General features: G+C 69.7%; 22 protein-coding genes and 1 pseudogene. 10 read left to right on the top strand and 13 right to left on the bottom strand.

Annotated elements, in window-relative coordinates; translation table 11 throughout:
* The first annotated feature begins 116 nt into the window (after positions 1-116).
* Positions 117-3,647 carry an error-prone DNA polymerase gene (locus ACFC1W_RS01425; protein WP_375987756.1) on the top strand — a complete coding sequence of 1,177 codons (3,531 nt, stop codon included), beginning with the start codon at positions 117-119 and terminating at the stop codon, positions 3,645-3,647.
* A gap of 120 nt (positions 3,648-3,767) precedes the next feature.
* A complete protein-coding gene (locus tag ACFC1W_RS01420) occupies positions 3,768-4,154 on the top strand; it encodes a glucose-6-phosphate dehydrogenase (protein WP_375987754.1) in 387 nt (128 codons plus the stop codon).
* A gap of 70 nt (positions 4,155-4,224) precedes the next feature.
* On the opposite strand, the gene ACFC1W_RS01415 is transcribed toward ACFC1W_RS01420, so the two are convergent.
* Positions 4,225-4,818: a fasciclin domain-containing protein gene (locus ACFC1W_RS01415; RefSeq protein WP_241111187.1), complete on the bottom strand. Its 594-nt coding sequence runs from the start codon at positions 4,816-4,818 to the stop codon at positions 4,225-4,227.
* A 255-nt stretch (positions 4,819-5,073) separates the two neighbouring features.
* Here ACFC1W_RS01415 and ACFC1W_RS01410 point away from each other — a divergent pair, with 255 nt between their 5' ends.
* Genes ACFC1W_RS01410 through ACFC1W_RS01400 form a run of 3 tightly spaced genes read left to right on the top strand, consistent with a single transcriptional unit; the run spans position 5,074 to position 6,880 of the window.
* The gene (locus ACFC1W_RS01410) at positions 5,074-5,637 is read left to right on the top strand and encodes an RNA polymerase sigma factor (RefSeq protein ID WP_375987752.1); all 564 of its coding nucleotides are present in this window, start codon (positions 5,074-5,076) and stop codon (positions 5,635-5,637) included.
* Entirely contained in the window at positions 5,618-6,439 is an 822-nt protein-coding gene (locus ACFC1W_RS01405; RefSeq protein WP_375987750.1) for an anti-sigma factor, read from the top strand. The genes ACFC1W_RS01410 and ACFC1W_RS01405 overlap by 20 nt, the downstream gene beginning before the upstream one ends.
* A gap of 12 nt (positions 6,440-6,451) precedes the next feature.
* Positions 6,452-6,880: a DUF6855 family protein gene (locus ACFC1W_RS01400; protein WP_375987748.1), complete on the top strand. Its 429-nt coding sequence runs from the start codon at positions 6,452-6,454 to the stop codon at positions 6,878-6,880.
* Positions 6,881-6,955: 75 nt separating this feature from the next.
* Here ACFC1W_RS01400 and ACFC1W_RS01395 read toward each other — a convergent pair whose 3' ends face one another.
* The 9 genes from ACFC1W_RS01395 to ACFC1W_RS01355 form a co-directional block, all read right to left on the bottom strand.
* Entirely contained in the window at positions 6,956-7,126 is a 171-nt protein-coding gene (locus tag ACFC1W_RS01395) for a hypothetical protein (protein ID WP_375987746.1), read from the bottom strand.
* Between the two features lie 79 nt (positions 7,127-7,205).
* Positions 7,206-8,693, bottom strand: coding sequence for an aminotransferase class I/II-fold pyridoxal phosphate-dependent enzyme (locus tag ACFC1W_RS01390; RefSeq protein WP_375987744.1), 1,488 nt, complete (start codon positions 8,691-8,693; stop codon positions 7,206-7,208).
* Positions 8,690-9,883, bottom strand: coding sequence for a M20/M25/M40 family metallo-hydrolase (locus ACFC1W_RS01385; protein ID WP_375987742.1), 1,194 nt, complete (start codon positions 9,881-9,883; stop codon positions 8,690-8,692). Before ACFC1W_RS01385 ends, ACFC1W_RS01390 begins: the two co-directional genes overlap by 4 nt.
* A gap of 34 nt (positions 9,884-9,917) precedes the next feature.
* Complete coding sequence (locus ACFC1W_RS01380; protein WP_375987740.1) at positions 9,918-12,056, bottom strand: heavy metal translocating P-type ATPase; 2,139 nt, start codon at positions 12,054-12,056, stop codon at positions 9,918-9,920.
* A gap of 92 nt (positions 12,057-12,148) precedes the next feature.
* Positions 12,149-12,934, bottom strand: coding sequence for a siderophore-interacting protein (locus ACFC1W_RS01375; RefSeq protein ID WP_375987738.1), 786 nt, complete (start codon positions 12,932-12,934; stop codon positions 12,149-12,151).
* A gap of 16 nt (positions 12,935-12,950) precedes the next feature.
* Positions 12,951-13,703: an ABC transporter ATP-binding protein gene (locus ACFC1W_RS01370; protein WP_375987736.1), complete on the bottom strand. Its 753-nt coding sequence runs from the start codon at positions 13,701-13,703 to the stop codon at positions 12,951-12,953.
* Positions 13,703-14,695 (bottom strand): iron chelate uptake ABC transporter family permease subunit, encoded by a 993-nt coding sequence (locus ACFC1W_RS01365; RefSeq protein WP_375987734.1) that lies wholly within the window; start codon positions 14,693-14,695, stop codon positions 13,703-13,705. Before ACFC1W_RS01365 ends, ACFC1W_RS01370 begins: the two co-directional genes overlap by 1 nt.
* A complete protein-coding gene (locus ACFC1W_RS01360; RefSeq protein ID WP_375987733.1) occupies positions 14,692-15,648 on the bottom strand; it encodes an ABC transporter permease in 957 nt (318 codons plus the stop codon). The genes ACFC1W_RS01365 and ACFC1W_RS01360 overlap by 4 nt, the downstream gene beginning before the upstream one ends.
* Before the next feature lie 80 nt (positions 15,649-15,728).
* Positions 15,729-16,760 (bottom strand): siderophore ABC transporter substrate-binding protein, encoded by a 1,032-nt coding sequence (locus ACFC1W_RS01355; RefSeq protein ID WP_375987731.1) that lies wholly within the window; start codon positions 16,758-16,760, stop codon positions 15,729-15,731.
* Between the two features lie 176 nt (positions 16,761-16,936).
* On the opposite strand from ACFC1W_RS01355, the pseudogene ACFC1W_RS01350 reads away from it, so the two are divergent.
* Positions 16,937-17,263, top strand: a pseudogene (locus ACFC1W_RS01350) (alpha/beta fold hydrolase); the annotation flags it as partial.
* Between the two features lie 12 nt (positions 17,264-17,275).
* On the opposite strand, the gene ACFC1W_RS01345 reads toward ACFC1W_RS01350, so the two are convergent.
* Positions 17,276-17,557 (bottom strand): hypothetical protein, encoded by a 282-nt coding sequence (locus ACFC1W_RS01345; protein ID WP_375987729.1) that lies wholly within the window; start codon positions 17,555-17,557, stop codon positions 17,276-17,278.
* Positions 17,558-17,617: 60 nt separating this feature from the next.
* On the opposite strand from ACFC1W_RS01345, the gene ACFC1W_RS01340 reads away from it, so the two are divergent.
* From ACFC1W_RS01340 to ACFC1W_RS01330, 3 genes are all read left to right on the top strand, one after another.
* Positions 17,618-18,388, top strand: coding sequence for an alpha/beta fold hydrolase (locus ACFC1W_RS01340; RefSeq protein WP_375987726.1), 771 nt, complete (start codon positions 17,618-17,620; stop codon positions 18,386-18,388).
* Positions 18,389-18,452: 64 nt separating this feature from the next.
* The gene (locus ACFC1W_RS01335; protein ID WP_375987725.1) at positions 18,453-19,262 is read left to right on the top strand and encodes a nuclease-related domain-containing protein; all 810 of its coding nucleotides are present in this window, start codon (positions 18,453-18,455) and stop codon (positions 19,260-19,262) included.
* Positions 19,263-19,682: 420 nt separating this feature from the next.
* Positions 19,683-20,591 carry a DUF308 domain-containing protein gene (locus ACFC1W_RS01330; RefSeq protein WP_375987723.1) on the top strand — a complete coding sequence of 303 codons (909 nt, stop codon included), beginning with the start codon at positions 19,683-19,685 and terminating at the stop codon, positions 20,589-20,591.
* Positions 20,592-20,980: 389 nt separating this feature from the next.
* Here the strand turns inward: ACFC1W_RS01330 and ACFC1W_RS01325 are convergent, their stop codons facing one another.
* The gene (locus tag ACFC1W_RS01325) at positions 20,981-21,709 is read right to left on the bottom strand and encodes a hypothetical protein (protein ID WP_375987721.1); all 729 of its coding nucleotides are present in this window, start codon (positions 21,707-21,709) and stop codon (positions 20,981-20,983) included.
* Here ACFC1W_RS01325 and ACFC1W_RS01320 point away from each other — a divergent pair.
* Positions 21,708-21,887: a helix-turn-helix domain-containing protein gene (locus ACFC1W_RS01320; protein WP_375987719.1), complete on the top strand. Its 180-nt coding sequence runs from the start codon at positions 21,708-21,710 to the stop codon at positions 21,885-21,887. The genes ACFC1W_RS01325 and ACFC1W_RS01320 overlap by 2 nt on opposite strands.
* Before the next feature lie 203 nt (positions 21,888-22,090).
* Here ACFC1W_RS01320 and ACFC1W_RS01315 read toward each other — a convergent pair whose 3' ends face one another.
* Positions 22,091-22,933, bottom strand: a complete 843-nt coding sequence (locus ACFC1W_RS01315; protein WP_375987718.1) for a hypothetical protein — start codon at positions 22,931-22,933, stop codon at positions 22,091-22,093.
* Between the last annotated feature and the right edge of the window lie 8 nt (positions 22,934-22,941).

The raw sequence follows: 22,941 nt of genomic DNA, 5'->3' as shown, positions 1-22,941 counted from the left end.
CGGCCGTCGAGCGGGCGCCGGTCGTCGAGCGGGCGCCGGTCGTCGAACGGGCGCCGGTCGTCGAACGGGCGCCGGTCGTCGCAACGCCCTTCCCTGACGACGGCCGGGGGTCCCTGATGGGCTTCAACAACCCCTCCGTCCCGTGGTCCGAGATCGAGCGCGTGCTCAGCGACCGCCGGCGCCCCACCGGACGCCCGGCGGGTGCCGACGGCGGCGACAGCCCGGCGTGGTCGCACAAGCGCGGACCCTACGTCGCCCCGGGCATCGAGCGCCCGGCCGAGGCCATCCCGTACGCCGAGTTGCACGCGCACTCGTCGTTCTCCTTCCTCGACGGGGCGTCGTCTCCCGAAGAGCTCGCCGAGGAGGCCGAGCGCCTGGGTCTGCATGCCCTCGCGATCACCGATCACGACGGGTTCTACGGCATCGTGCGCTTCGCCGAGGCGGCCGAGTCGCTGCAGCTGAAGACGGTGTTCGGCGCCGAGCTGTCGCTCGACCTGCCGAAGCCCCAGAACGGCGAGCCCGATCCCGTCGGATCGCATCTGCTCGTGCTCGCGCGCGGCGAAGAGGGCTATCACCGGCTCGCCGGCGCCATCACCCACGCGCAGCTTCAGGGGATGGAAAAAGGCAGACCGAGCTACGACCTCGATGAGCTCGCCGCGCAGGCGGGCGGCGAGTGGGCCGTGCTCACCGGCTGCCGCAAGGGTGCGGTGCGCCGCGCGCTCGCCGAGGGAGGAGCGGATGCCGCGGCCCGCGAGCTCGATCTGCTCGTGAGCCTCTTCGGGCGCGACGCCGTGAACGTCGAGCTGATCGATCACGGCAACCCGCTCGACACGCGCGACAACGACATCCTCGCCGGGCTCGCGCGCGAGCGCGGGCTTCCGCTGCTCGCGACCAACAACGTGCACTACGCGGTGCCGCAGCGTCAGCTGCTCGCCGCCGCGGTCGCCGCGGTGCGCGCCAATCGCGGCCTCGACGAGCTCGACGGCTGGCTGCCCTCTCACGCCGGCGCGCATCTGCGCTCGGGTGCCGAGATGGTGGAGCGGTTCGTGCGGCATCCCGATGCCGTCGCCCGCACGGTGACGCTCGCCGACGAGCTAGCGTTCCCGCTGCGCCGCGCCAAGCCCGCACTGCCCAAGCAGGAGGTGCCCGACGGGCACACGCCGATGTCGTGGCTGCGGCACCTGGTGTGGGAGGCGGTGCCCCGCAAGTACCCCGACCTGAGCGAGAAGGACCGGGCACGCATCGAGAAAGAGCTCGGGGTCATCGAGCTGAAGGACTTCCCCGGCTACTTCCTGATCGTCCACGGCATCGTGCAGGAGGCGCGGCGTCGCGGCATCCTGTGTCAAGGCCGCGGCTCCGCGGCCAACAGCGCCATCTGCTACCTGCTCGACATCACCGCCGTCGACGCGATCGCCTACGACCTGCCGTTCGAGCGCTTCCTGTCGAGCCTGCGCGACGAAGAGCCCGACATCGACGTCGACTTCGACTCCGACCGCCGGGAAGAGATCATCCAATGGGTCTACGGGCAGTACGGACGCGAGCGGGCCGCCCAGGTCGCGAACGTGATCCAGTACCGGCCCAAGAACGCGGTGCGCGACATGGCGAAGGCGCTCGGGCATTCCCCTGGCCAGCAGGATGCCTGGTCCAAGCAGGTCGAGGGCTGGGGCGCGCACCTCGAGACGGGGCCGGGTCACGACATCCCGAATCGCGTGCTCGAGTTCGCGGGCGAGCTGCTCAAGGCGCCGCGGCATCTCGGCATCCACTCCGGCGGCATGGTGCTCACCGACCGGCCCGTCGGCGAGGTGGTGCCGATCGAGCACGCCCGCATGGAGAACCGCACCGTCATCCAATGGGACAAAGACGACGCCGCGTGGATGGGGCTCGTGAAGTTCGACCTGCTCGGGCTCGGCATGCTCGCCGCCCTGCAGTACTGCTTCGACATGATCCGCGCATCGACGGGGGAGGACTGGGAGCTCGCGACGCTGCCGAAGGAGGAGAAAGCGGTCTACGACATGCTGTGCCGTGCCGACTCGATCGGGGTGTTCCAGGTCGAGTCGCGGGCGCAGATGGGACTCCTGCCGCGCCTGCAGCCGCGCCGGTTCTACGACCTCGTGATCGAGATCGCGCTGATCCGGCCCGGGCCGATCCAGGGTGGCGCGGTGCACCCGTTCGTCAAGCGCAAGCTCGGGATGGAGAAGGTGACGTACGCCCATCCCAAGCTGAAGCCGGTGCTCGAGCGCACGCTCGGCATCCCGGTGTTCCAGGAGCAGCTCATGCAGATGGGCATGGCCGTCGGCGGCCTGAGCGGTGAAGACGCCGACCTGCTGCGGCGGGCGATGGGCTCCAAGCGCGGGGTCGAGCGCATCGAGTCGCTGAAAGAGAAGCTCTACGCCGGGATGGCCGAGAACGGGCTGGTCGGCGAGGAGGCCGACGCGATCTACGCCAAGATCCAGGCATTCGCGAACTTCGGGTTCGCCGAGTCGCACTCGCTGTCGTTCGGGCTGCTCGTCTACGCGAGCTCGTGGATCAAGCTGCACTATCCCGCGGCTTTCCTCGCCGGGCTGCTGCGCGCGCAGCCGATGGGGTTCTACTCGCCGGCGTCGCTGGTGAACGACGCCCGCCGGCACGGGGTGGAGGTGCGTCGCCCCGACCTGCACCTGTCCGGCGTCGAGGCTCTGCTCGAGCCGGTCGCAGGGGTTTCGCCGTCGGGATCGCTGATCGAGGATGTCTCGCGAATCGAGGGTGCTCCGGATGCTTCCGGCCCTCGTTTCGCGGAATCTCCTCGTTTCGCGGAATCGCCTCGTTTCGCGACCCCCTCTCCGGACCCCGCCACGCTCGCCCCCACCGGCCTCGACTCCTGCACGCACCGTCACCAGCCGCCGGTCGGCCTCTTCGACCTCCACGCGCCCGACGAGTCCGCCGCCCACCGGCGCGACGGGCGCTTCGCGGTGCGGCTCGGCCTGGCAGGGGTCAAGGGCATCGGCGCGAAGGTCGCCGAGCGCATCGTCGCCGCCCGCGACGCCGAAGGGCCGTTCCGCGACCTGCGCGACCTCGTCCGCCGCACCAGCCTCACCGCCGCCCAGCTCGAGGCGCTCGCGACGGCGGGCGCGTTCGACGGGCTCGGCCTCACCCGCCGCGAGGCGATCTGGCTCGCCGGCTTGGCGGCGCTCGACCGTCCCGAGTTCCTGCCCGACTCGCTCGTCGCGGTGCAGCCGCCGCTGTTCGCCGACCCCACCAGCTACGAGCGGCTCGCCGCCGACCTGTGGGCGACGGGCGTCTCGACCGACGACCACCCGATGACCCACTACCGCTCCGGACTCGATGCGCGGGGTGTGCTCACCTCACGCGAGCTGCGCGACCACGAGACCGGCCGTCGCGTCGAGGTCGCCGGACTCGTGACCCACAGGCAGCGGCCGGCCACAGCATCCGGTGTCACCTTCATCAATCTCGAAGACGAGCACGGACTCGTGAACATCATCTGCTCGGTGGGAGTCTGGAACCGCTACCGCCGGGTGGTGCGCGACTCGCCGGCATTGATCGTGAGAGGGATGCTGGAGCGCTCGGTCGAGGGCGTCACGAACCTCCTCGCCGACGGGTTCGAAGATCTGCGCGTGGGCGTCCACCACCAGTCCCGGGACTTCCGATGAGGGCGGCCGCGGCATCCGCTCGTGGATCCCGTGCTCAGCCGCGGCGGGTACCCTCGATAGGTCGCTCCGTTCGAGCGATGACGTCGTGTCATCGATCCGGAGCCCGTCGAAGGGAATGTCATGAAGGTCGTCGCGTCCTCCGACTGGCGAGACGACCTCGCATTCGAAACCCCGACGCTCGTCGCCGAGGTCTCGCCCGGCGAGCCCACGCGCTGCTCGGTCTGCGGCGGCTCGTCCGAGCCGCTGCCGCGCACCGAGCTGTGGGCCGTGAAGCACCGCCACCCCAAGCAGCACGGCGGGTTCGTGCGGTTCTACTGCCAGACGCACCTGCCCGTGATCCAGCGGGCGCCGGCCGCCCCCGCGCGCCCGACGACCGCGAAGCCCGCGCGCCGCGCGGCTCCGCGCCGCAGCACGCCGGCCGAAGAGCGCCCCCGCGCGCTGTGCCCGAACTGCTTCGTGGAGGTGCCGCCCACCGGCGTCTGTGGCATGTGCGGCACGGAGATCTGACCCGCCCCGCACGAAAGCGTCCGGCCCCGCCGGAGAACGAGCGGGACCGGACGTGCGTCCTGGTTGGGGATCAGGACGCGGGGACGAGCACCCGATCGATGGTGTGGATGACCCCGTTCGAAGCGGGGATGTTGATCTTCCACAGCACCAGCCGCGGGTCGGCCAATGCGGGCGTCTCGTCACGAAGAGTGATGCCGCGCGGCTTAACGACGCCGCCGTTGGCCATCGTCAGCGACTTCGACGTCAGCACCTTGATCGCGCCGAGCTTCTTGCCTGCCACCGCGTGGTACAGCAGGATGTTCGCGATCTGGTCGGTGGTGAACGCAGTGGTGATGGTCGTCAGCGCCTCGCTCTCCGATGCCGGCCACGAGCCCGTGAGGTCGCGCACCAGACGCAGGAATGCGCGGTCGTTCGGCGCGAACACCGTGTAGGAGGTCGAGCGGTCGGCCAGGGCGGCGTCGAGTCCGGTGGCCAGTACGGCCTGCACGAGCAGGTCGTAGTCCCACGGGTTCTTGTCGGGCGTTCCGCCGCCCGACGCGGCGACCGCGACGTCGACGATCGATCCTCGCGGAGCCGACCCGCCGGTGGCATGTGCGGGAACGGCGGCGAAGGTGAGGGCGGCCGCGGCTGCGACCGCGACGAGGGTGCGGATGTGCTTGTTCATCGTTCAGCTCCTTCGATGATGACGACGCGGCATCGGAAGATGGCGCTACCGGTTGTTCCCCTCGGCCGCTCGATACGGATGCAGTCGCCGTCGAATTCGTGTCGAACGAATCGGGTGCATCCGAATCGGGTGCATCCGCGGAAAGAACTGTCGGAGGCTCGGCGAGATCGCCCTGCGCCACACCGCCCAGGCGGGCAGGTGCAGGGGTAGCGTGATGCTGCCGGCCACCGAAGACCGGTGACGAAGCGGATTGACATGGATCAGGACCAGGCGGCGGAAGCAGCCCTCAATGGGCGCTTCATCGCGGGTGACGAGGCTGCCCTCGCCGAGATCTACCGTCGTTGGTCGCCCGTCGTCTTCACACTCGCCTTGAGGTCTCTGGGCGATCGCACCGACGCCGAGGACGTCACTCAGCGCGTCTTCGTGTCGGCGTGGACCTCACGCGCGTCGTACTCACCCGCCAAAGGCAAGTTGTCGACCTGGCTGATCGCCATCACGCGGCGGCGGATCGCCGACATGCACGAGTCGCGGGCGAAGATCCGTGCGCTTCACGAGGAGCTCACGCGCAACACACGCCCCCAAGACCTGGTGCGCGAACCCCCGGATGTGGCGGACGCCGTCCTGCTCGCCAACGAGATCGACCGCCTCGAGCCGGATGCCCGCCAGGTCGTGAGGCTCGCCTTCTACGACGACCTGACCCACGAGCAGATCTCCCGCAAGCTCGACATGCCACTGGGTACCGTGAAGAGCCACCTGAGGCGAAGTCTCCTGCGAATGCGCGACAGATTGGAGGTCTCCCGTGTCGCACCTCGATCCTGATCAGCTCACGCTGCTCGCCCTCGGTGAGCCTGTCGCCAGCGACGCCGACACCGAGCACCTCACCGGTTGCGTGGCGTGTGCGGCCGAGCTCGCCGAGCTCCGCCGGACGGCGACCATCGCGCGCGCCACGATCGCCGACGGACAGGTGCTCGAGGCGCCGCCGGCTCGCGTGTGGGCACGGATCGCAGAAGAGATCGGCATGACGGATGCCTCGGCGAGCCCGCCGGCGCCGGAGTCAGCCCTCGTCGGCGACATCGCGGCAAGCCAGGCTGCTCCCATTCAGGCGTCCGCTTCCGCCCCGGCGTCCGCTTCGTCGCAGGCAGCTTCCGTCCCGGCTCCGGCCGCCTCCGCTGCCGCATCGCCGCCCCGCCGCCGCCGCGCAGCGGTGGCCTGGGTGCTCGCCGCATCGCTGGTGCTGATCTCCGCGGTCGGTGCGGGCGCATGGCTCGTGAACTCGTCGCTGCGCCCTACCGTCGTCGCCGGAGCAGAGCTCGAACCGTTCCCGGCTCACCCCGGCGCCAGCGGCACCGCCGACGTCGAGGCGGGGCGCGACGGGTCCCGCACCCTGACCGTGAATCTCGCCGCGGACGACTCAGACGAGGGCTACCGAGAGGTCTGGCTCATCCGCAACGACGCCGCCGCGCTCATCAGCCTCGGCGTGCTCGACGGCGACTCGGGAAGCTTCGTCATCCCCGACGGCGTCGATCTCGACGAGTACAGCATCGTCGACATCTCCGTCGAGCCTGTCGACGGCGACCCCGCGCACTCGGGCGATTCGATCGTGCGCGGGCAGCTCACCTGAGCGGAGGAACCCATGAACGAGGACTGCTCCGGAAGCGGCATGCCCGACGATCCCTGGCGGCTGAAGACGCCGCCGCTGACGTCGGAGTACACGATCCATCGTGATGACGACGCGGATCCGCCGCTGCTGATCTGCCAGGTCGGCTCGACGAAGCTCACGTACCTGTCGCGGGCGGTCGACGACCTGCACGAGATGCTGATCGCGCACGGAGACTGGATGCCGCTCGGTGCCGCCGACGAGCAGAAGGAGCCCGCCGCCGGCACCGTCGAGGCGTGGGGGCGGTCGCCCGACAACCCGGTCGGCGGGTGGTACGGCCAGCGCAAGGGCTACCGCGGGCGGTTCGCGATGTACCTGCCGCCGTTGCTCGAGGCGCTCGGTCTCGTCGAACTCGAGCACAACCCGCGCAACAACCGCGTGCGGGCGATCGTCCAGCCGGGGTGACGCGCTGATCGCGGAGGGCCAGCGCCCAGTGAGACGCGGGTGAGCCCCGCGATCACCGCGATCGGGAGGGGCGGATCAGCCCTGCGCGCGCTGGAGCGCCCGGGGCGTGAAGTAGCCGACCTCTCCGCTGTCATGCTCGACGCCGTAGACCCACTTTCCGGACGGCGTGGCGCGCACATCGATGATCGTGCCGGGGTCGCGCGGCGTGACGACGGTGTCGCCGGGCTTGAAGGCAGTGTCGGTCATGCATCGATGCTACGAACGCGAGGAACGCGGTCGCCTCCCCCGTGAGAGGGATTTCTCTGCGATCGACAGCGTCGGAGGCCTATCGCTCCGCCACCACCTGCACGGTCGCGAGCGTCGCGTCCGCCGCGTACGCGATGCGGCCGCCGTCGGCCCGGGTCGCGCGCAGCGCGCCGAGCGCCTCGACCGTGACGATCTCGCCCGGCGCCAGCACCGGAACGCCCGGGGGATAGGGGGCGATCAGCTCGGCGCAGATGCGGCCGGCCGCGGCATCCGCTCGCACTGTCTCGTGAGGCGCGAAGAACGCGTCGCGGGGCGGGATCGCGGTCTCGGCACGCACGCTCCATGCGGCCGAGGCCGTGATGCGCCGTGGTTGGCCGCGGTGCCGCTCGATCGCAGCCGTCAGGGCATCGATCAGCCGGGTGACGGTCGACTCGTCGTCGGCGAGCGTGATGATCGGCACGAGCACGTCGCGGTCGGCCATCTCGAGCGTCATCCCGTGGGCGAGCAGGTCGGACTCGATCGCGTGCCCATGCGCGCCCGTGCCGGCGAGCAGCACGACGAGCTTCGCGGGGTCGACGGCGAGCGGTCCGTCCGGATGCGACGCAGGTCGGTCGACGAGCACCTCGACGCCCTCGATCGCCGACAGCGCCGAGCGCGCCACCCCCACGAGTTCGACGAGCCGCCCGATGAGCTCGGCGCCGTCGCGTTGCAGCAGGGCGCGTGAGGCGTCGGCGCTCGCAAGGATCGCGCCTGCGGCGCTGGTGGTGGCGGATGCCTCGAACCCGCGTTCCAGCCGGTCGGGGTCGAGCAATCCGCCCGCGCGGGTGGTGCGGGCGAGCAGGAGGGCGGACTGGCTCCATGCGGGGAGGGTCTTGTGGGCGCTCGTGATGAGCGCGTCCGCGCCGCGGGCGAGGGCGTGGTCGGGCACGCTGGGGGAGAAGCCGAAGTAGGCGGCCCACGCGGCGTCGACGACGAGCGGCACGCCGGCCGCGTGCGCCACGTCGGCGAGACCCGCGATGTCCGACATCGTGCCGACGTACGACGGGTCGCCGACGAGCACGCCGCACGCGTCATGGTTGGCGGCCAGCGCGGCCTCGACCGCGTCGACCGGCACAGCGCCGGGCAGTCCGGTCGCCGCGTCGATCGACGGGTGCACCCACACCGGACGCAGCCCCGCGAGCACGAGGCCCAGCAGCACCGAGCGGTGCAGGGTGCGCGAGACGATCACGCTCTGCCCCGGCTGCCCGAGCGCGAGCACCGAGGCTTGGTTCGCATGCGTCGAGCCACCGACCGAGAAGCGGCACCAGTCCACGCCCCACGCTTCGGCCGCGCGCGCCTCGGCGGTCGCGAGCAGCGCGTGGTCCTGCTTCATCGTGTCGAGGCCCGCCAGCATCGGCACGTCGCCGGCGATCACCTCGCCCACGAGGTCGCGGCGGTGCTTGTGCCCCGGGATGCTGAACGGCATCGACCGGCCGTCGCGCACGTCGGCCGTGAACCGCAGCCAGGCCTGCAGCAGCGGTGCATCGGCGGCGTAGCCGCGGGGGTCGCGGGGATCAGTCGCGCTCACGCGGGCACCTCCAGGAATCGTTCGACGGCGTCGGTCACGGCGACGGCGTAGCGCTCGACCTGCGCGACCTCGACCCACTCGTCGATCGCGTGCAGTCCGCCGCCCGCCGGTCCGCACACGACGGTCGGCACCCCCGCCGCCTGCCAGAGCGCCGACTCCATCCAGTACGGCGCGCCGACGGACTCGGGATGCCGCGACCCGGCGCCCTCGAGCGCTTCGGCGAGCAGCGTGCTGAACTCGGCGGCGCTGCCCGCGGCATCCGCTTCCCATGCTTCCCGCGCGTGGGTGAGCCGGACGTCGGCGGTGAGGCCGGGCGTGCGCGACGTGATCGCGTCGACGAGCGAGCGCACGTCGTGCAGCGCGTCGGCGGCGGCCTCGCCGGGCAGGGTGCGCCGCTCGACCGTGACCTCCGCGGTCGCCGCGACGGTGAACGGCGCCGACCCCGCCCGCACGACGGTCGCCATGAGCGAACCGGAGGGGAGGAGCGGATGCTGCGCCCGCCGCCGCAGGTCGGCATCGGTCGCTGCGATCGAGGCGAGCAGCTCGCCGGTCGCGCGGGCGGCATCGACGCCTTCGTCGGGCTGCGACGAGTGCGCGGCCTTGCCGTGGAAAGCGACCTCGACGACCGCGTAGCCGCGGTGCGCGGCGGCGAGGTCGAGCCAGGTGGGCTCGCCGATGAGGCAGACGTCCATGCGCACGTCGCGCTCGGCGAGATACGCGAGCACGGCTTCGGCGCCGACGCTGGCGTCCTCCTCGTCGGCGACGAGCGCGACGATCACCGTGCCGGGAGCGTCCAGTTCGGCCAGCCGCTCGGCGGCGACGACGAGCCCGGCGACGCCGCCCTTCATGTCGCTCGCGCCGCGGCCGGTGAGACGGCCATCGATGATCCGCGGCTCGAAGGGCTGCGGCATCCCGTCCACTCCCACCGTGTCGAGATGGCCGTTGAGCACCACGGTTCGGCCGGGGCGCGAGCCGGTGCGCTGCGCGAGCACGCTCACGCGGCGCGGGTCGGCCGGAGCCGGGATCAGCTCGACCGCGTAGCCCGCAGCCCCGAGCCGCTCGGCGAGGACGGATGCGATGCGCCCTTCGCCCTCGGCCGAGGGAACGAGGCTGGGACTCACGCTGTCGATTGCGACGAGCGTGGCGGTGAGGTCGACGGCGACGCCGCCGAGATCGGTGGGGGAGGGCACGGTCCGACGATAGCGCGGCGCAGCGGGCCGCCCGTCAGCGCTCCAGCAGGGTGTCGGGCCGGAGGTCGAGCCGGCGCAGCAGCTGGGCGTTGAGGGCGACGACGATGGTCGACAGCGACATCAGGATGGCGCCGACCGACATCGGCAGCACGAAGCCGATGGGCGCGAGGATGCCCGCGGCGAGAGGGACCGAGATGAGGTTGTAGCCGGCGGCCCACCACAGGTTCTGCTTCATCTTGCGGTAGCTCGCGCGCGACAGCTCGATTACCGACAGCACCGAGCGGGGGTCGTCGCTGGCGAGGATCACGCCGGCCGAGGCGATCGCGACGTCGGTGCCGGCACCGATCGCGATGCCGACGTCGGCCTGCGCGAGCGCGGGGGCGTCGTTGACGCCGTCGCCGACCATCGCGACCTTGCGTCCCTCGTGCTGCAGCTGCGCGACCTTCGACGCCTTGTCTTCGGGGCGCACACCGGCGAAGTAGCGGTCGATGCCCAGCTCGGCCGCGACCGATGCGGCGACGGCTTCGGCGTCGCCGGTGATCATGACGACCTGCACGCCGCGGTCCTGCAGCGCGCGCACCGCCTGGCGGGACTCGGGCCGGATCGCGTCGGCCAGCCGCAGCGCACCGGCCACCTCGCCGTCGACGAGCACGTGCAGGATGATCGCACCTTCGCTCCGCCACGCGTCGGCGACGGCGAGCTCGGTGGTGCCGGTCTCGTCGAGCAGGTGCGGGCCGCCGACCTGCACGCGGTGGCCGTCGACCTGGGCCGAGACGCCGACCGCGGGCGCCGATGTGAAGCCGGTCGCGCGGGGAGTCGTGAGGTCGCGATCGCGTGCGGCGGTGACGATGGCGCGGGCGAGCGGATGCTCCGAATCGGCCTCCGCCGCCGCGGCCAGCGCCAGCACGCGGTCGGCGTCGTGACCGTGGGCCGGCTCGATCGCGGTCACCGCGGGGGCGCCATTGGTGAGGGTGCCGGTCTTGTCGAAGAGCACCGAGTCGACCGTGCGCATGCTCTCGAGCGCGAGGCGGTCCTTGATCAGCACGCCGCTGCGGGCGGCGCGCTCGGTCGCGATCGACACGACGAGCGGGATCGCGAGGCCCAGCGCGTGGGGGCACGCGATCACGAGCACGGTGATCGTGCGGATGACGGCCTCGTCGGGATACCCGAGTAGCGACCACACGATCGCGGTGATGGCCGCCGCGCCGAGCGCGAACCAGAACAGCCAGCCCGCCGCGCGGTCGGCGAGACGCTGCGCGCGCGACGACGAGTTCTGCGCCTCGGTGACGAGGCGACGGATGCCCGCCAGCGCGGTGTCTTCACCGACCGCGGTGATGCGCACGCGCAGCCCGGAGTCGGTGGCGACCGTGCCGGCGACGACCGGGTCGCCGTCGCCGCGACGGACCGGGCGGGACTCGCCGGTGATCATCGACTCGTCCATGCTGGCCGAACCCTGCACGACGGTGCCGTCGGCGGGCACGCGGCCGCCGGGGCGCACGACGACGACGTCGCCGAGCTCGAGGTCGGCGGGGGCGACCGTGACCGTCGAGTCGCCGACGACCTTCTCGGCCTCGTCGGGCAGCAGCGCCGCCAGGGAGTCGAGGGCGTTGGTGGTCTGCGCGAGCGAGCGCATCTCGATCCAGTGCCCGAGGAGCATGATCACGATGAGCAGGGCGAGCTCCCACCAGAAGTCGAGCTCGTGGTGCAGCATCCCGAGACTCGCTCCCCACGACGCGACGAACGCGACCGTGATCGCGAGCCCGATCAGCAGCATCATGCCGGGCTTGCGGGCGCGCAGTTCGCTGACGGCGCCGGTGAGGAACGGCGCGCCGCCCCACACGTACATGACGGTGCCGAGAACGGGGGAGACCCAGGGCACCCAGGCGGCGCCGGGCAGCGAGTATCCGAGGATCATCGCGAACATCGCCGAGAACCCGACGACCGGGACGGCGAGGAGCAGGTTCCACCAGAAGAGCGTGCGGAAGCGCGCGACGTGGTCGCCGTGGCCGGCGTGGCCTTGGTGACCGGCGTGGTCCTGGTGGCCGCCGTGGCCCTGGTGGGCTGGGTGGTCCCCGTGGTCGTGCGTTTCGCGGGTGTCGGGAGCGACGGTGGCGGCGGGGTGGTGCTCGTGCTCGCCCGGGGTGTGGTGCGAGTGGGTCTCGTGCTCGTTCATGGTGCTCTCCTCAACGAGGCTGGCTGATGAATCCCACAACCACCATACCCCCGGAGGGTATTCCCTTCCGCGGAGAGTGCGCGCCCTGGGGCTCAGTGCGGCGCGTGGTACTCCGTCTCGCCGCGCTTCCAGTAGCCCTTGACGATGGTGTGTTCCGCGTCGAGCCCCCAGCGATCGAGCAGCAGCGCTCTGCCGGGCTTGACGATCGACTGCTCGGCGGCGACGAACCCGAGCACCGCCCCGGCGGGTCGGTCGTCGGCCGTGAGCGCGTCCAGCCGCGCGGCCAGAGTCGCGCCCGCGGCCGTGGTCCCGCGGTGCAGCTGCTCGACCACGACGCCGCTCGGTGCTTCGATCGGCAGCTCGTTCGCGGCATCCGTCACCTCCACGAGCACCCGCCCGACGGCGCTGGGGTCCATCGCGCGCGCGAAGCGGCGGATCGCCGGCACCGCCGTCTCGTCACCGGCGAGGAACCACGCGTCCGGGCGCCCGGTGAGCACCTTCGATCCGCGAGGACCGCCGACCCCGGCGAGCGCGCCGAGAGGAGCGGTCGCGGCCCACGCCGCCGCGATGCCGGCCGTGCCGTTCGCGGGGTCGCCATGGATCGCGAACTCCAGCTCGAGCCAGTCGTCGTCCCACGCGAACGGCGTATACTCGCGGCTGGGTGCTGCCCGGAGCTCGTCGATCGACTGCGGATCGCCGTCGGAGAAGAAAATGCGGATGTGGTCGTCCGCCCCGAGCGACGTGAAGCCGCGCAGTTCATCGCCCTGCAGGCGCACGCGAACGTACGAACGGGTGAGCCACTCGCGGGCGACGAGCGAGGTCTTGCGGAAGCGCAGCTCGATGCCGGTCGGCTCGAGTGCGAACGCGGTGGTGGTCATGGGGTCTCCTGTCGGGTCATTGCCACAGCACGATGCGGCGTCCGTCGATCGCCGCGACGTGCGCGGGGGTGTCGTAGAGGTCGGTGAGGCGGTCGGCGGTCACAACGTCGGCGACCGGACCGTGGTGAACGACGCGGCCGTCGCGCATCGCCACGATGTCGTCGGCGTACTGTGCCGCGACGTTGATGTCGTGGAGCACGACGACCACCGTCATGCGCCGCTCGTCGGCGAGGCGGCGGACGAGCTTCATGAGCGCGACGCCATGCCGGGGGTCGAGGTTGTTCAGGGGCTCGTCGAGCAGCAGATGGTCGGTGTCCTGCGCGAGCGCCATCGCGACGAACGCGCGCTGGCGCTGGCCGCCTGACAGCTCGTCGAGGAATCGGCTGCGCACCGCGCCCAGGTCGAGCATCTCGATCGCGCGATCGACATGGGCTCGGTCCTCGATGGTGCGCCCGGACCCGCTGTGCGGGAACCTGCCGTAGGCGACGAGGTCGTCGACGCTCAGTCGGATGGCGAGGTGGTTGTCCTGGCGCAGGATCGCGAGCCGGCGCGCGAGCGCACGGGACTTCGTGGTCGTCACGTCGAGGTCGTCGACTGTGATCACCCCCGAATCCGTGCCGATGAGCCGGCCGATCGCGGCAAGGAGCGTCGACTTGCCGGCGCCGTTGGGACCGATGATTGCCGTCACACCGGTGCGGATCTCGAGCGTCACGTGGTCGACGGCGACGAGCGCGTCGTGGCGCTTGACGACGGATTCGGTGCGGATCATCAGCGGGCCTTTCCGGTGAGCACGAGGACGATGAAGAAGATGCCCCCGACGAATTCAATGACGATGGGCAGCTCGGTGCCGAAGCCGAGGAGTCGGTCGAGGACGAGCTGTCCGCCGACGAGTGCGATCACGCCGATGGCGATCGATGCCGGGATGCTGCGGAGGTGCCGGTGTCCGACGGCGCCGTAGGCGAGGTTGGCGACGATGAGGCCGAAGAACGTGACGGGACCGACGAGGGCGGTGGATGCTGCCACCATCGCCGCGATCGCCACGATGACATGCATCACCACGCGCCGGTGGTCGACCCCGAGTGAGATCGCGGTGCTCTCTCCCAGCGACATGACATCGAGCTCGCGACGGAGAGGCCACAGCGAGGCGAGGGCGACGGCGACGAGGACGCCGGTCGGCAGCAGCAGTTCGCGATCGACCGACGTGAAGCTGGCGAAGGTCAGGTTCTGAAGAATGGCGAAGGTGTCGGGATCGAGCAGCCGCTGCAGGAACGCCGTCACCGCGCGGAACGTCACGCCCAGGACGAGCCCCGCGAGCACGATGACGTGCAGGTCGAGACGGCGCTTCTGAAAGAGCCACCAGTAGAGCAGCACGATCGAGCCCGCCATCAGCACGAGCTCGACCATCCACGAGGCGAGCGGGGGAGCGGACACGAGGAGCGCCGGGCCGACCGCGAACGCGACGAGCGTCTGGATCGCCAGGAACAGGGCGTCGAAGCCCATGATGCCGGGGGTGAGGATGCGATTCGCCGTGATCGTCTGGAACAGCACGGTGGCCGCGCCGATCGCCGCAGCCGCGATCACCATGCCGGCGATGGTGCGGGAGCGGAGGCCGAGCGCGTACTCCCACTTGCCGGGCAGGTCGGTGAACGCGAACACCAGGATGATCGCCACGGCGATCGCGGTGAGCGCCATCAGCGCGCCGGTCGGGTGGCGTAGCTGTCCGGCGGCGCGGCGGGCGCCGTCGAGGAAAGTCGCGGTCATGACACGCCGGCCTTCGTCGAGAGAGTGCGTCGGCGGCGGGCGGGTCGCGGAGCGTCGACGGGCTTTGCGGTCCCGAGGAGCAGCCAGAGGAACACGACTCCGCCGAGCACGCCCATCACGATCGAGATGGGAAGCTCGAACGGGAAGCGCACGATCCTGCCGATGATGTCGCACAGGAGCACGATCGAGGCTCCGAGGAGCGCCACCAGCGGCACGGCGCGACGCATGTTGTCGCCGATGAGCCGGCTCACGATGTTCGGTGCGATGAGTCCGAGGAACGGGAGTGCACCCGTGACGACCATCAGGATGCCGGTGACCACCGCGATGATCATGACGCCCAGGCCCATGACGGCTCGCGTGTCGAGCCCGAGGCCCCGCGCGGTGTCGTCGCCGAGGCCGGCGACCGTGAACCGGTCGGCGGCGATCCAGGCGACGAGGGCAGCTGCCGCGGCGAAGTAGAGGATTTCGTAGCGTCCGCGCAGGATGCCGGAGAAGTCGCCGACGCCCCAGCTCAGGAGTTCCTGGAGCATGTCGCTGCGATAGGCGATGAACATCGTGGCCGCGCCGATAACGCCGGCGTAGAGGATGCCGACGATGGGCACGAGCACGCTGGATCGGGCAGGAATGCGGCGGGCGAGCAGCAGGAAACCGCAGACGCCGACGAGTGCGCCGACCGCGCCGAGGATCGCTTTCGCCCACAGGTCCAGGCCGGGGGAGAAGAGGAGCACGATCAGGAGCGCCAGGCTCGCAGCATCCGTCGCTCCCGTCGTGCCCGGCTCGACGAACCTGTTGCGTACCAGCAGCTGCATGATGAGGCCGGTGATGGCGAAAGCGGCGCCCGCGAGCACGAGCGCGACGGTGCGCGGGATGCGGCTGGCGAAGAGGATGAAGGCGTCGAGCTCGGCGACGCCGATGAACAGTGAGATCGTCGCGAGGGCGGCCACGGTGGCCACCCCCGCGGCGATCAGCAGCGAGGGGGAGACGCGGCTCAGTGCTCTGCGCTCCTCGTTCGCGAATCGTGCGGCATGACGGATCAGCCCGCGACGGCCTCGTGCACCGAGGTGAGCACGTTCTCGATCGCGGTGAGACCGTTGATGACGATGTAGAGCTCGCTGGCCGGCAGGTAGACGATGTGGCCCTCCTTTGCCGCCGTGGTCTGCGCGACCAGCTCGTTGTCGAGCGTCTCCTCGGCGCTGGACCCCTCGCCCACCGCGGCACCGCGGTCGAAGGCGAAGATCCAGTCGGGGTTTGCGGTCAGCACGAACTCGTTGGTCACGGTGTCGCCGTGCGGCGAGCCCTCCGCGCCGGGAAGATCGGCGGCGACGACGGCCGGGGTCCAGCCGAGCTCATCGAAGAAGTACCCGAAGCGGGAACCCTCGCCGAACGCGCCGTACTCGCCGCCGGACACCGAGAGCACCAGCGCGGTGCCCTCAACCTCGGACTTGAGCGTCGAGACCTGCTCCTCGATGTCGGCGGTGAGCTCGGCGACCTCGTCCTCCTTGCCGAAGATCTCACCGAGCTGCTCGGCGCGCTCGAGTCCGGCGCTCGGATCGAACGTGCCGGCGTAGGCGGCGGTGAGGTCGATCGTGGTCGCGATCTCGGACAGCTCGTCGAACTGACCGGTGCTGCGCGCCGCAGTGACGATCAGCTCGGGCTCGAGCTCTGCGACGGCCTCGAAGTCGGGCTCGAACAGCGTCCCGACCTTGGGCAGGTCGGCGTACGCGGACAGATAGTCGGGGAGGACGGCATCCGGGATGCCGACCACGGCGTCGCCGGCCCCGATCGCGTCGAGCGTGTCGAGCGTCGCGATGTCGAACGTCACCACCGAGGCGGGGTTCGCCTCGATCTCGACGGAGTCGCGCGCGACCTCAAGGTCTTCCTGGTAGGAGGACTCGCCGTCTTCCTCGACGAGCACCAGGGTGGGCTTGGCGTTCTCGACCACGACCGTGCGCTCGGCTGCTTGCGCGGCGCCCTCGGATTCGGCAGGCGTGGAGCACGCGGTGAGAGCGAGAGCGGTGAGGCTCAGAGCGGCGACTGCGGGCAGAAGGTGCGTTCTCTTTGGCATGTAGGTGAGGCTATCCTAAGTTCTGCGCTCGGCATGAATCGGTGACGTCATAGAGGTGGTGGCACGTTCGGCGAGAGACGCTCGGGGGAGACGAACATGAGAAGCGGCTGGCATTCGCGCGGACCATCGGAGCGCCGCGCTCGCGGTAGGAGCGCGCTCCACAGCGGAAACCCGCTCCCACGTGGGATTCGTTGGGCGATTTGCTGCACGACTCGTTCGCGCAGGACCTGTCGGAGCAGGACCGCTGGCTCATCGCGGCGACGCAGCGGCCGGCATCCATCGTCGCGAATGTCACGCCGTCGGGTCCTGCCGCGTGGAAGACGATCCCGAGCTGGGCCGTGCTCGGCACGGAGGACCGGGTGATCCCGATCGAGACGAAGCGCCGCATGGCGGCGCGGGCCGGGTCGACCGTGACCGAGGTCGAGGCGTCGCACGTGTCGATGATCTCGCACCCGGATGTGACGCTCGACGCTATTCGGGCGGCCGTCGCGTCGGTGGGGTGAGGGCGCGGCCGGCTACGGAGTCGGTGAGCGCCGCCGGCGCGGAGCGGTGATCAGGATGCCGGCGGCCACCACGATCAGCACGAGCGAGCCGATCCACAGCCTGAGGTTGCCCTCGTAGCCGAGCATCGTATCGGTGGCCGTGTCTCCGCAGTACTGTCCGTCGCCGGGCACGTCGACCGAGAAGCAGGTGCGCGACACCATCACCGGCGCGAGCAGCAGCGACGCGACGATCGTTGCGACGAACGCGCCGACCAGAACGATCGCGACGCGCTCGCGGCGGCGACCGGATGACACGCGCACAGGCTAGCCGCGGGAGGGCTTGTCGGTGTCGGTGGGCCGTGGTTTCGTGACGGAATGGAGACCACGACGTCAGCAGATGGAACCACGATCGCGTTCGAACAGGTCGGCGACGGCCCGACGGTCGTGATCGTGGGCGGCGCGTTCTCGGTGGCGGCTGACGGCGCGCCGCTGGCGAAGGCATTGGCGGATGCCGGCTACCGCGCCGTCACCGTCGATAGACGCGGGCGCGGCTCGAGCGGCGACAAGCGCGGCTCGACTCCCGAAGACGAGGCGGCCGACCTGGCCGCGGTGATCGAGGCGGTCGGGGGAGACGCGGCGGTGCTGGGCCATTCGTCGGGTGCGGTGCTGGCGCTGTTCGCGGCGTCGCTGGGTGTGCCGGTTCGGGCGCTGTTCCTGTCGGAGCCGCCGTTCCACTTCGGCGTGGACGAGCCCGACCCGCGGCTGCCCGAGCGTCTGCAGGCGTTGATCGATGAGGGTCGCAGCGATGAGGCTGTTGTGACATTCCAGCTCGAGGGCGTCGGACTGCCGAAGGAGATGGTCGAGGGGATCCGCCAGAGCGACCAGTTCGCGGAGCTCGTCGCTGTTGCTCAGTCGACGGTCTACGACGCGACGCTGACGCGGCAGGTGTCGGTGCCGACGCCGGAGATGCTGGGGATTTCGCCGGTGACGATCCTGCGGGGGGAGCAGACGTTCCCGATCCTGATCACGGCGGCCGACCGGCTGGCGGAGGAGATGGACGGCGCGGAGCTGGTGGTCGTGCCGGAGTCGGTGGGGCACCGGCCAGATCCGGAGGCTACGGCGCGGGTGGTGCGGGCGCGGGTCTGACGACCCGGGGTGCATCCAGCGGTGTGAAAGCGGCGTCGGTCGTCGCTGCTGGTACGTTCGCGACGTGACGCTCGGGGGAGTCGACGATGAGAAGCGCATGCGCCTGCGCTACGCCGGGACGTGTCGGCTCTGTGGGGTCGACCTGCCAGCCGGCGCGGATGCGGTGTACGAGCGCACGCTGAAGACGGTCCGCTGCGTCGCGTGTGCGGCGGCGATCGAGGTGCCGGAGAGCGGAGTCGCCGGCGGTTCCGCGAGACGTGAGCACGAGCGGCGAAAGCAGAAGCGTGAGGACCGGATCCGTGGGGCGCATTCGAAGATCGGCGGGCTCATCCTCGCGCTGTCGGACGATCCGCAGAGCACGCGCGCCTGGGAGCGGGGCGCGATCGGCGAGGAGATGCTCGCCGAGCGGCTGACGGAGTTGCCCGTCGACACGCGGGTGCTGCACGACCGTCGCATCCGTGGCACGCGCGCCAACATCGACCACATTGTTGTCTCGCGGGCGGCGGTCTGGGTGATCGATGCTAAGCGGTACAAAGGCAAGCGCCCGTCGCTCCACGTCGAGGGTGGCCTCATCCGGCCGCGCGTGGAATCACTGCGGGTGGGCGGTCGCGACCGGACCAAGCTGGTGACCGGGGTGCAGTCGCAGGTCGAGCGTGTCCTCTCGGCTCTGGATGACTCGGCGATTCCGGTCATCGGCGTGCTCTGCTTCCTCGACGCCGACTGGCCGTTGATCGGTGGCTCGTTCACGGTGGACGGAGTCGAGGTGCTCTGGCCCCGACTCCTCGTCAAGCGGATCTCGCGGGGTGAGGACCGCGGCGTCGACGTCGCGGCCGTGTACGCGCGGCTTGCGGCGGCTCTCCCGCCCGCGGTATGACGCAGCGCGAGCCCGGGGCCAGAGACCGACGACGTTGCTGGATCAGCGGGATTCGTTCGGCTGATTCTGCGCGACGTGAGTCCATCAGAGCGGCGCTTGTGACGGCGAGTCCTGTCTGATTTCGCGCGACGACTCTTGGCGCTCTCCTTACGGGACGCGGAGCGGCCAGGAGGCGCACCGGTCGGACAGCGCTTGCTCAGGAATCGGTCAGCCTCCGCTCAAGTGACCGTGTCGAGTGCAGGCGCAGCCATAGGTTCGAACTGGCGCGCACCAATGGCGGGGGATGTCTGGGCGGTGAGCTCATCGCCTTCCCGTCGTGCGCCTGACCGGGGGGTCTGTCAATCGTGGATGTTCGCGTCCGCGCGCAGTCGCTCGGTTTGTCATGCGGCCCCCAGAGCCGTCCCACACCGAAAGAGAACTATGACCGACGCGCAGCAGCCCACGTCCTACCCTCCGCAGACCCAGCAGCCGCAGGCCTACCAGCCTCAGCCCTACCAGCCTCAGGGATACCAGCCTCAGCAGCCGGCGTTCGTGCCGCCCGCGGGCGGGCCCGCGAAGCCGAAGCCTGCGCGCAACGTGCTCGGCATCGTTGCCCTCGCAGTTTCCGTGGTCGGGTTCATCTTCGCCTGCATTCCGGGTGCGCTCATCGTCGGCTGGATCCTGCTGCCGGTCGGCTTCATCCTCGGAATCATCTCGCTGTTCCTCAAGGACAAGGCGAAGTGGCAGGGGCTCACCGCGATCATCGTCTCGGTCGTCGGCACGATTGTCGGCTTCATCGTGTTCTTCGCCGTCGTCGCAACCTCGTTCAACAACGCGTTCCAGTCCGAGGTCAGCATCAGCAGCAACGACGACTCAGCTGTCGTCGAGGAAGATGCTGCGGCCGCCGAGGATGACGCACCCGTAGTGGGCACTCGCGAGAACCCCGCTCCGCTGGGCTCGACCGTGGAGGGTGAGGACTGGACGGTCGTCATCAACTCGGTGACGACCGGCGCTGCTGACCAGATTCTCGCGGAGAACCAGTTCAACGAGGCACCCGACGCGGGCACCGAGTACATCCTCATCAACTACACCGTGACCTACACCGGCGAAGACGCAGAGGGTGGGATGCCCGTGATGGTCGGCCTCGAGTACGTCACTGCTGCCGGTGTGACCGTCGACCCGCTGGACAAGATGCTTTTGGGCCCCGACGAAATGGACTCGATGAGCACTCTCTACAACGGCGCCTCGGCGACCGGCAACGAGGCACTGCAGGTTCCGACGCCCGCGGACGGCGTTCTGGCTGTGCGCCCGGGCATGTTCGCCGACACGGTTTTCGTCGCGATCAAGTAATAGGCGAGTAGACGCGGCGGGCCGGGGGCAGTACTGCTCCCGGCCCGCTCTCCTTTTGTGAGGGGCCAGCCAGACCCCTGGAGGGACTCGAACACGTTTTGAGCATTCTTCATAGCCACGTGAAACGACAGATTCCGCGGAATTACGCGGGTTCTCGGGAGTCGAACGGCATCGTGCAACGTCCGAAAACAGCCAGCGGCGAATAGAATGCGGCCAAAATGCGGGCAAGACTTGCCAGTCTTGGAGCGGATCTGAGGCTCATCTCAGACCGAATGCGGCCAAGTCGGCATTGGTCGCTAGCTGAAGTGCGTAATCTTGGGCACTCTGCTCACGGAACCGCGCCCTGTATGGCAAAGTGTTCAAATGTGGCTCAACGGATCCCGATGGTATCAGCGACCGATCGAGGGCCCCGATGAACTGGGCCTGACCGAAGGTCCGGTGAACTGTTCGCGGAGCTGCCGCTCGCGAGCCTGGACAAGCACCTTGCGACCGGTGGCCTCGTCGACGAGGCCGGCAATCCGCGCCCGATTCATCATGCGCGTCGCGGTGCTGACGCTGACGCCGAGCTCTTCCGAGACGAGCTTGAGTGGACCGTCGTTGATGACCGAGGCGAGCCGGTAGAGCCTGACCGCCTCGCGCAGGTTCTGTTCCTCGGAGCGCGACTCGTCCGCCCGCAGTCGCGCCAGGTACTGCCCGTAGGTCTCCGGCTCGGAGAGATCACCATCGATACGGACGACGCGAGCCGCGGCCCACTTGATGATGGCCTGCACTCGGAGGTCGCGCAGCAGCGTGGTGGTCACCTCATCGCCCTGGCCGCTCCGATCCACTCGAATCGACTCAGCCACGGCCCGCCGCAGCGTCGGGTCGTACACGACGTGCGCCCGCACGACGCCCGGAATGTCAGGAAGGCCAGTTACGACGGCGACCCACGAGCGTGGAACGTGAATGCCGTCGCCGGCGTCGATGATCTCGTCGTCGATCAGTTCGATCGAGAGTTCAGGCATGCTGCGAGTTTCCCAGTTTCGGGAATCGCGAGCAAGTGATGACATCGGCCACTCACGGGTGTACAGTGCGTGAGCAAGTGATGACATCCACCATCCAGTGAAGGAGAAGGTCATGAACTCATCGCCGAATTCGCTTGCCCTGACGATGAAGGATGCCGCGAAGCTCGTCGGCGTCGACTACCGAACGATCAAGCTCGGGATCGAGAGCGGGGCCATTCCCACGGTCCAGCTCGGCCCGCGTCGGATGATCCCGCGCGTGCCGCTGCTACGCGCGTTCGGCGTCGACGTCTGACGGGAAAGGGCCGCCAAAGGCCTATCGCGGCCTTCTCAGCCCGAGACCGCTGGGGTTGCCTCGTTGGCTGAGGTTTGGAGGCCATCCGTTGGCATTCGCGGTGCTGGCTCGATTCGGCCGGGACCTCGCTCCGTTGTTCAGTGGTTCCCGCTTGGACAGCGAGGAGGCGCTGATCGAGGAGTGATCCGTTGAGACGGCAGCGCCTAGTACAGACGACTCTCCTTCGGTAGCTCAACGACCTGTTCGAGCTGCTCGTCGTTCTCGTTGTACCACGTCACGCGAAACTGAAGACCGTAGTGCAGAGCGTCCATGTCCGGGCGGCCCTGGAACTCTTCCATGGAGCGTCCAGACATGTCGTCCCATTGGGCACCGCTAACGAAGTAGAACGTGCCAACAAGAACTTCATCGAGTCGCACTGCCTTGGCGACGCTCCGCTCGACGGAGTTCATGAGAACGAACTGACCCTTGCCGTCCCCGTCTGGCTTGCGGAACACTCCCCAGCGCGGCCGGGGCAGCGGGATCGACGACTCATATGTTCTCGCGAAGCCGCCGCCCGGATTCATCGGCGACGTGCCACGCGGGATGTTGATCTGGCCACGCGCCGCCTTCGCGCTCAACTGGCCGGTCGCGGCGCCCTTGGGCCGGTCCTGCGCTTTCGTGAGCGCGTCGCGCTCGATGCTCGCGAGGTAGCTCTCGACGGCTTCAGATCGCTCGCTCTTGATCCGATCCGTTGTAGTGAAAGGGCGCCACTTTCGCAGACGGCCCCACGTGTTGGCGCGCCAGGACTTGCGAAAGATCGTCAGCAAGAGCACGACCAAAACCGCCAGGCACGCCAGGCCGACCACGACGACCAAGAGAATCCGCCAGAAGCCCGACACGAATCCCTCGGCGTCGTCCTTTAGCCCCTGTTTGATCCACTCAACCGCGAACGGCGCGGCCACCGCTACGAGGAATCCGATCACCCCCGCGCCGAGGACGAGAGAAATGACCAACTCCCATACCTTCCAGCTTCTGCTGGAACTCGCGCCCGCCGTCTCGTCACTCACGTCGCCAG

This window comes from Microbacterium sp. NPDC056003 (genome assembly GCF_042274785.1).
GTDB lineage: Bacteria > Actinomycetota > Actinomycetes > Actinomycetales > Microbacteriaceae > Microbacterium.
This window is presented reverse-complemented; position numbering and strand designations above follow the sequence as displayed.

Excerpts from the sequence above, each read along its gene's own strand:
- ACFC1W_RS01425 (WP_375987756.1), top strand. The coding sequence starts at position 117 with ATGGGCTTCAACAACCCCTCCGTCCCGTGGTCCGAGATCGAGCGCGTG.
- ACFC1W_RS01420 (WP_375987754.1), top strand. The coding sequence starts at position 3,768 with ATGAAGGTCGTCGCGTCCTCCGACTGGCGAGACGACCTCGCATTCGAA.
- ACFC1W_RS01415 (WP_241111187.1), bottom strand. The coding sequence starts at position 4,818 with ATGAACAAGCACATCCGCACCCTCGTCGCGGTCGCAGCCGCGGCCGCC.
- ACFC1W_RS01410 (WP_375987752.1), top strand. The coding sequence starts at position 5,074 with ATGGATCAGGACCAGGCGGCGGAAGCAGCCCTCAATGGGCGCTTCATC.
- ACFC1W_RS01400 (WP_375987748.1), top strand. The coding sequence starts at position 6,452 with ATGAACGAGGACTGCTCCGGAAGCGGCATGCCCGACGATCCCTGGCGG.
- ACFC1W_RS01395 (WP_375987746.1), bottom strand. The coding sequence starts at position 7,126 with ATGACCGACACTGCCTTCAAGCCCGGCGACACCGTCGTCACGCCGCGC.
- ACFC1W_RS01380 (WP_375987740.1), bottom strand. The coding sequence starts at position 12,056 with ATGAACGAGCACGAGACCCACTCGCACCACACCCCGGGCGAGCACGAG.
- ACFC1W_RS01375 (WP_375987738.1), bottom strand. The coding sequence starts at position 12,934 with ATGACCACCACCGCGTTCGCACTCGAGCCGACCGGCATCGAGCTGCGC.
- ACFC1W_RS01370 (WP_375987736.1), bottom strand. The coding sequence starts at position 13,703 with ATGATCCGCACCGAATCCGTCGTCAAGCGCCACGACGCGCTCGTCGCC.
- ACFC1W_RS01365 (WP_375987734.1), bottom strand. The coding sequence starts at position 14,695 with ATGACCGCGACTTTCCTCGACGGCGCCCGCCGCGCCGCCGGACAGCTA.
- ACFC1W_RS01355 (WP_375987731.1), bottom strand. The coding sequence starts at position 16,760 with ATGCCAAAGAGAACGCACCTTCTGCCCGCAGTCGCCGCTCTGAGCCTC.
- ACFC1W_RS01340 (WP_375987726.1), top strand. The coding sequence starts at position 17,618 with ATGGAGACCACGACGTCAGCAGATGGAACCACGATCGCGTTCGAACAG.
- ACFC1W_RS01330 (WP_375987723.1), top strand. The coding sequence starts at position 19,683 with ATGACCGACGCGCAGCAGCCCACGTCCTACCCTCCGCAGACCCAGCAG.
- ACFC1W_RS01320 (WP_375987719.1), top strand. The coding sequence starts at position 21,708 with ATGAACTCATCGCCGAATTCGCTTGCCCTGACGATGAAGGATGCCGCG.
- ACFC1W_RS01325 (WP_375987721.1), bottom strand. The coding sequence starts at position 21,709 with ATGACCTTCTCCTTCACTGGATGGTGGATGTCATCACTTGCTCACGCA.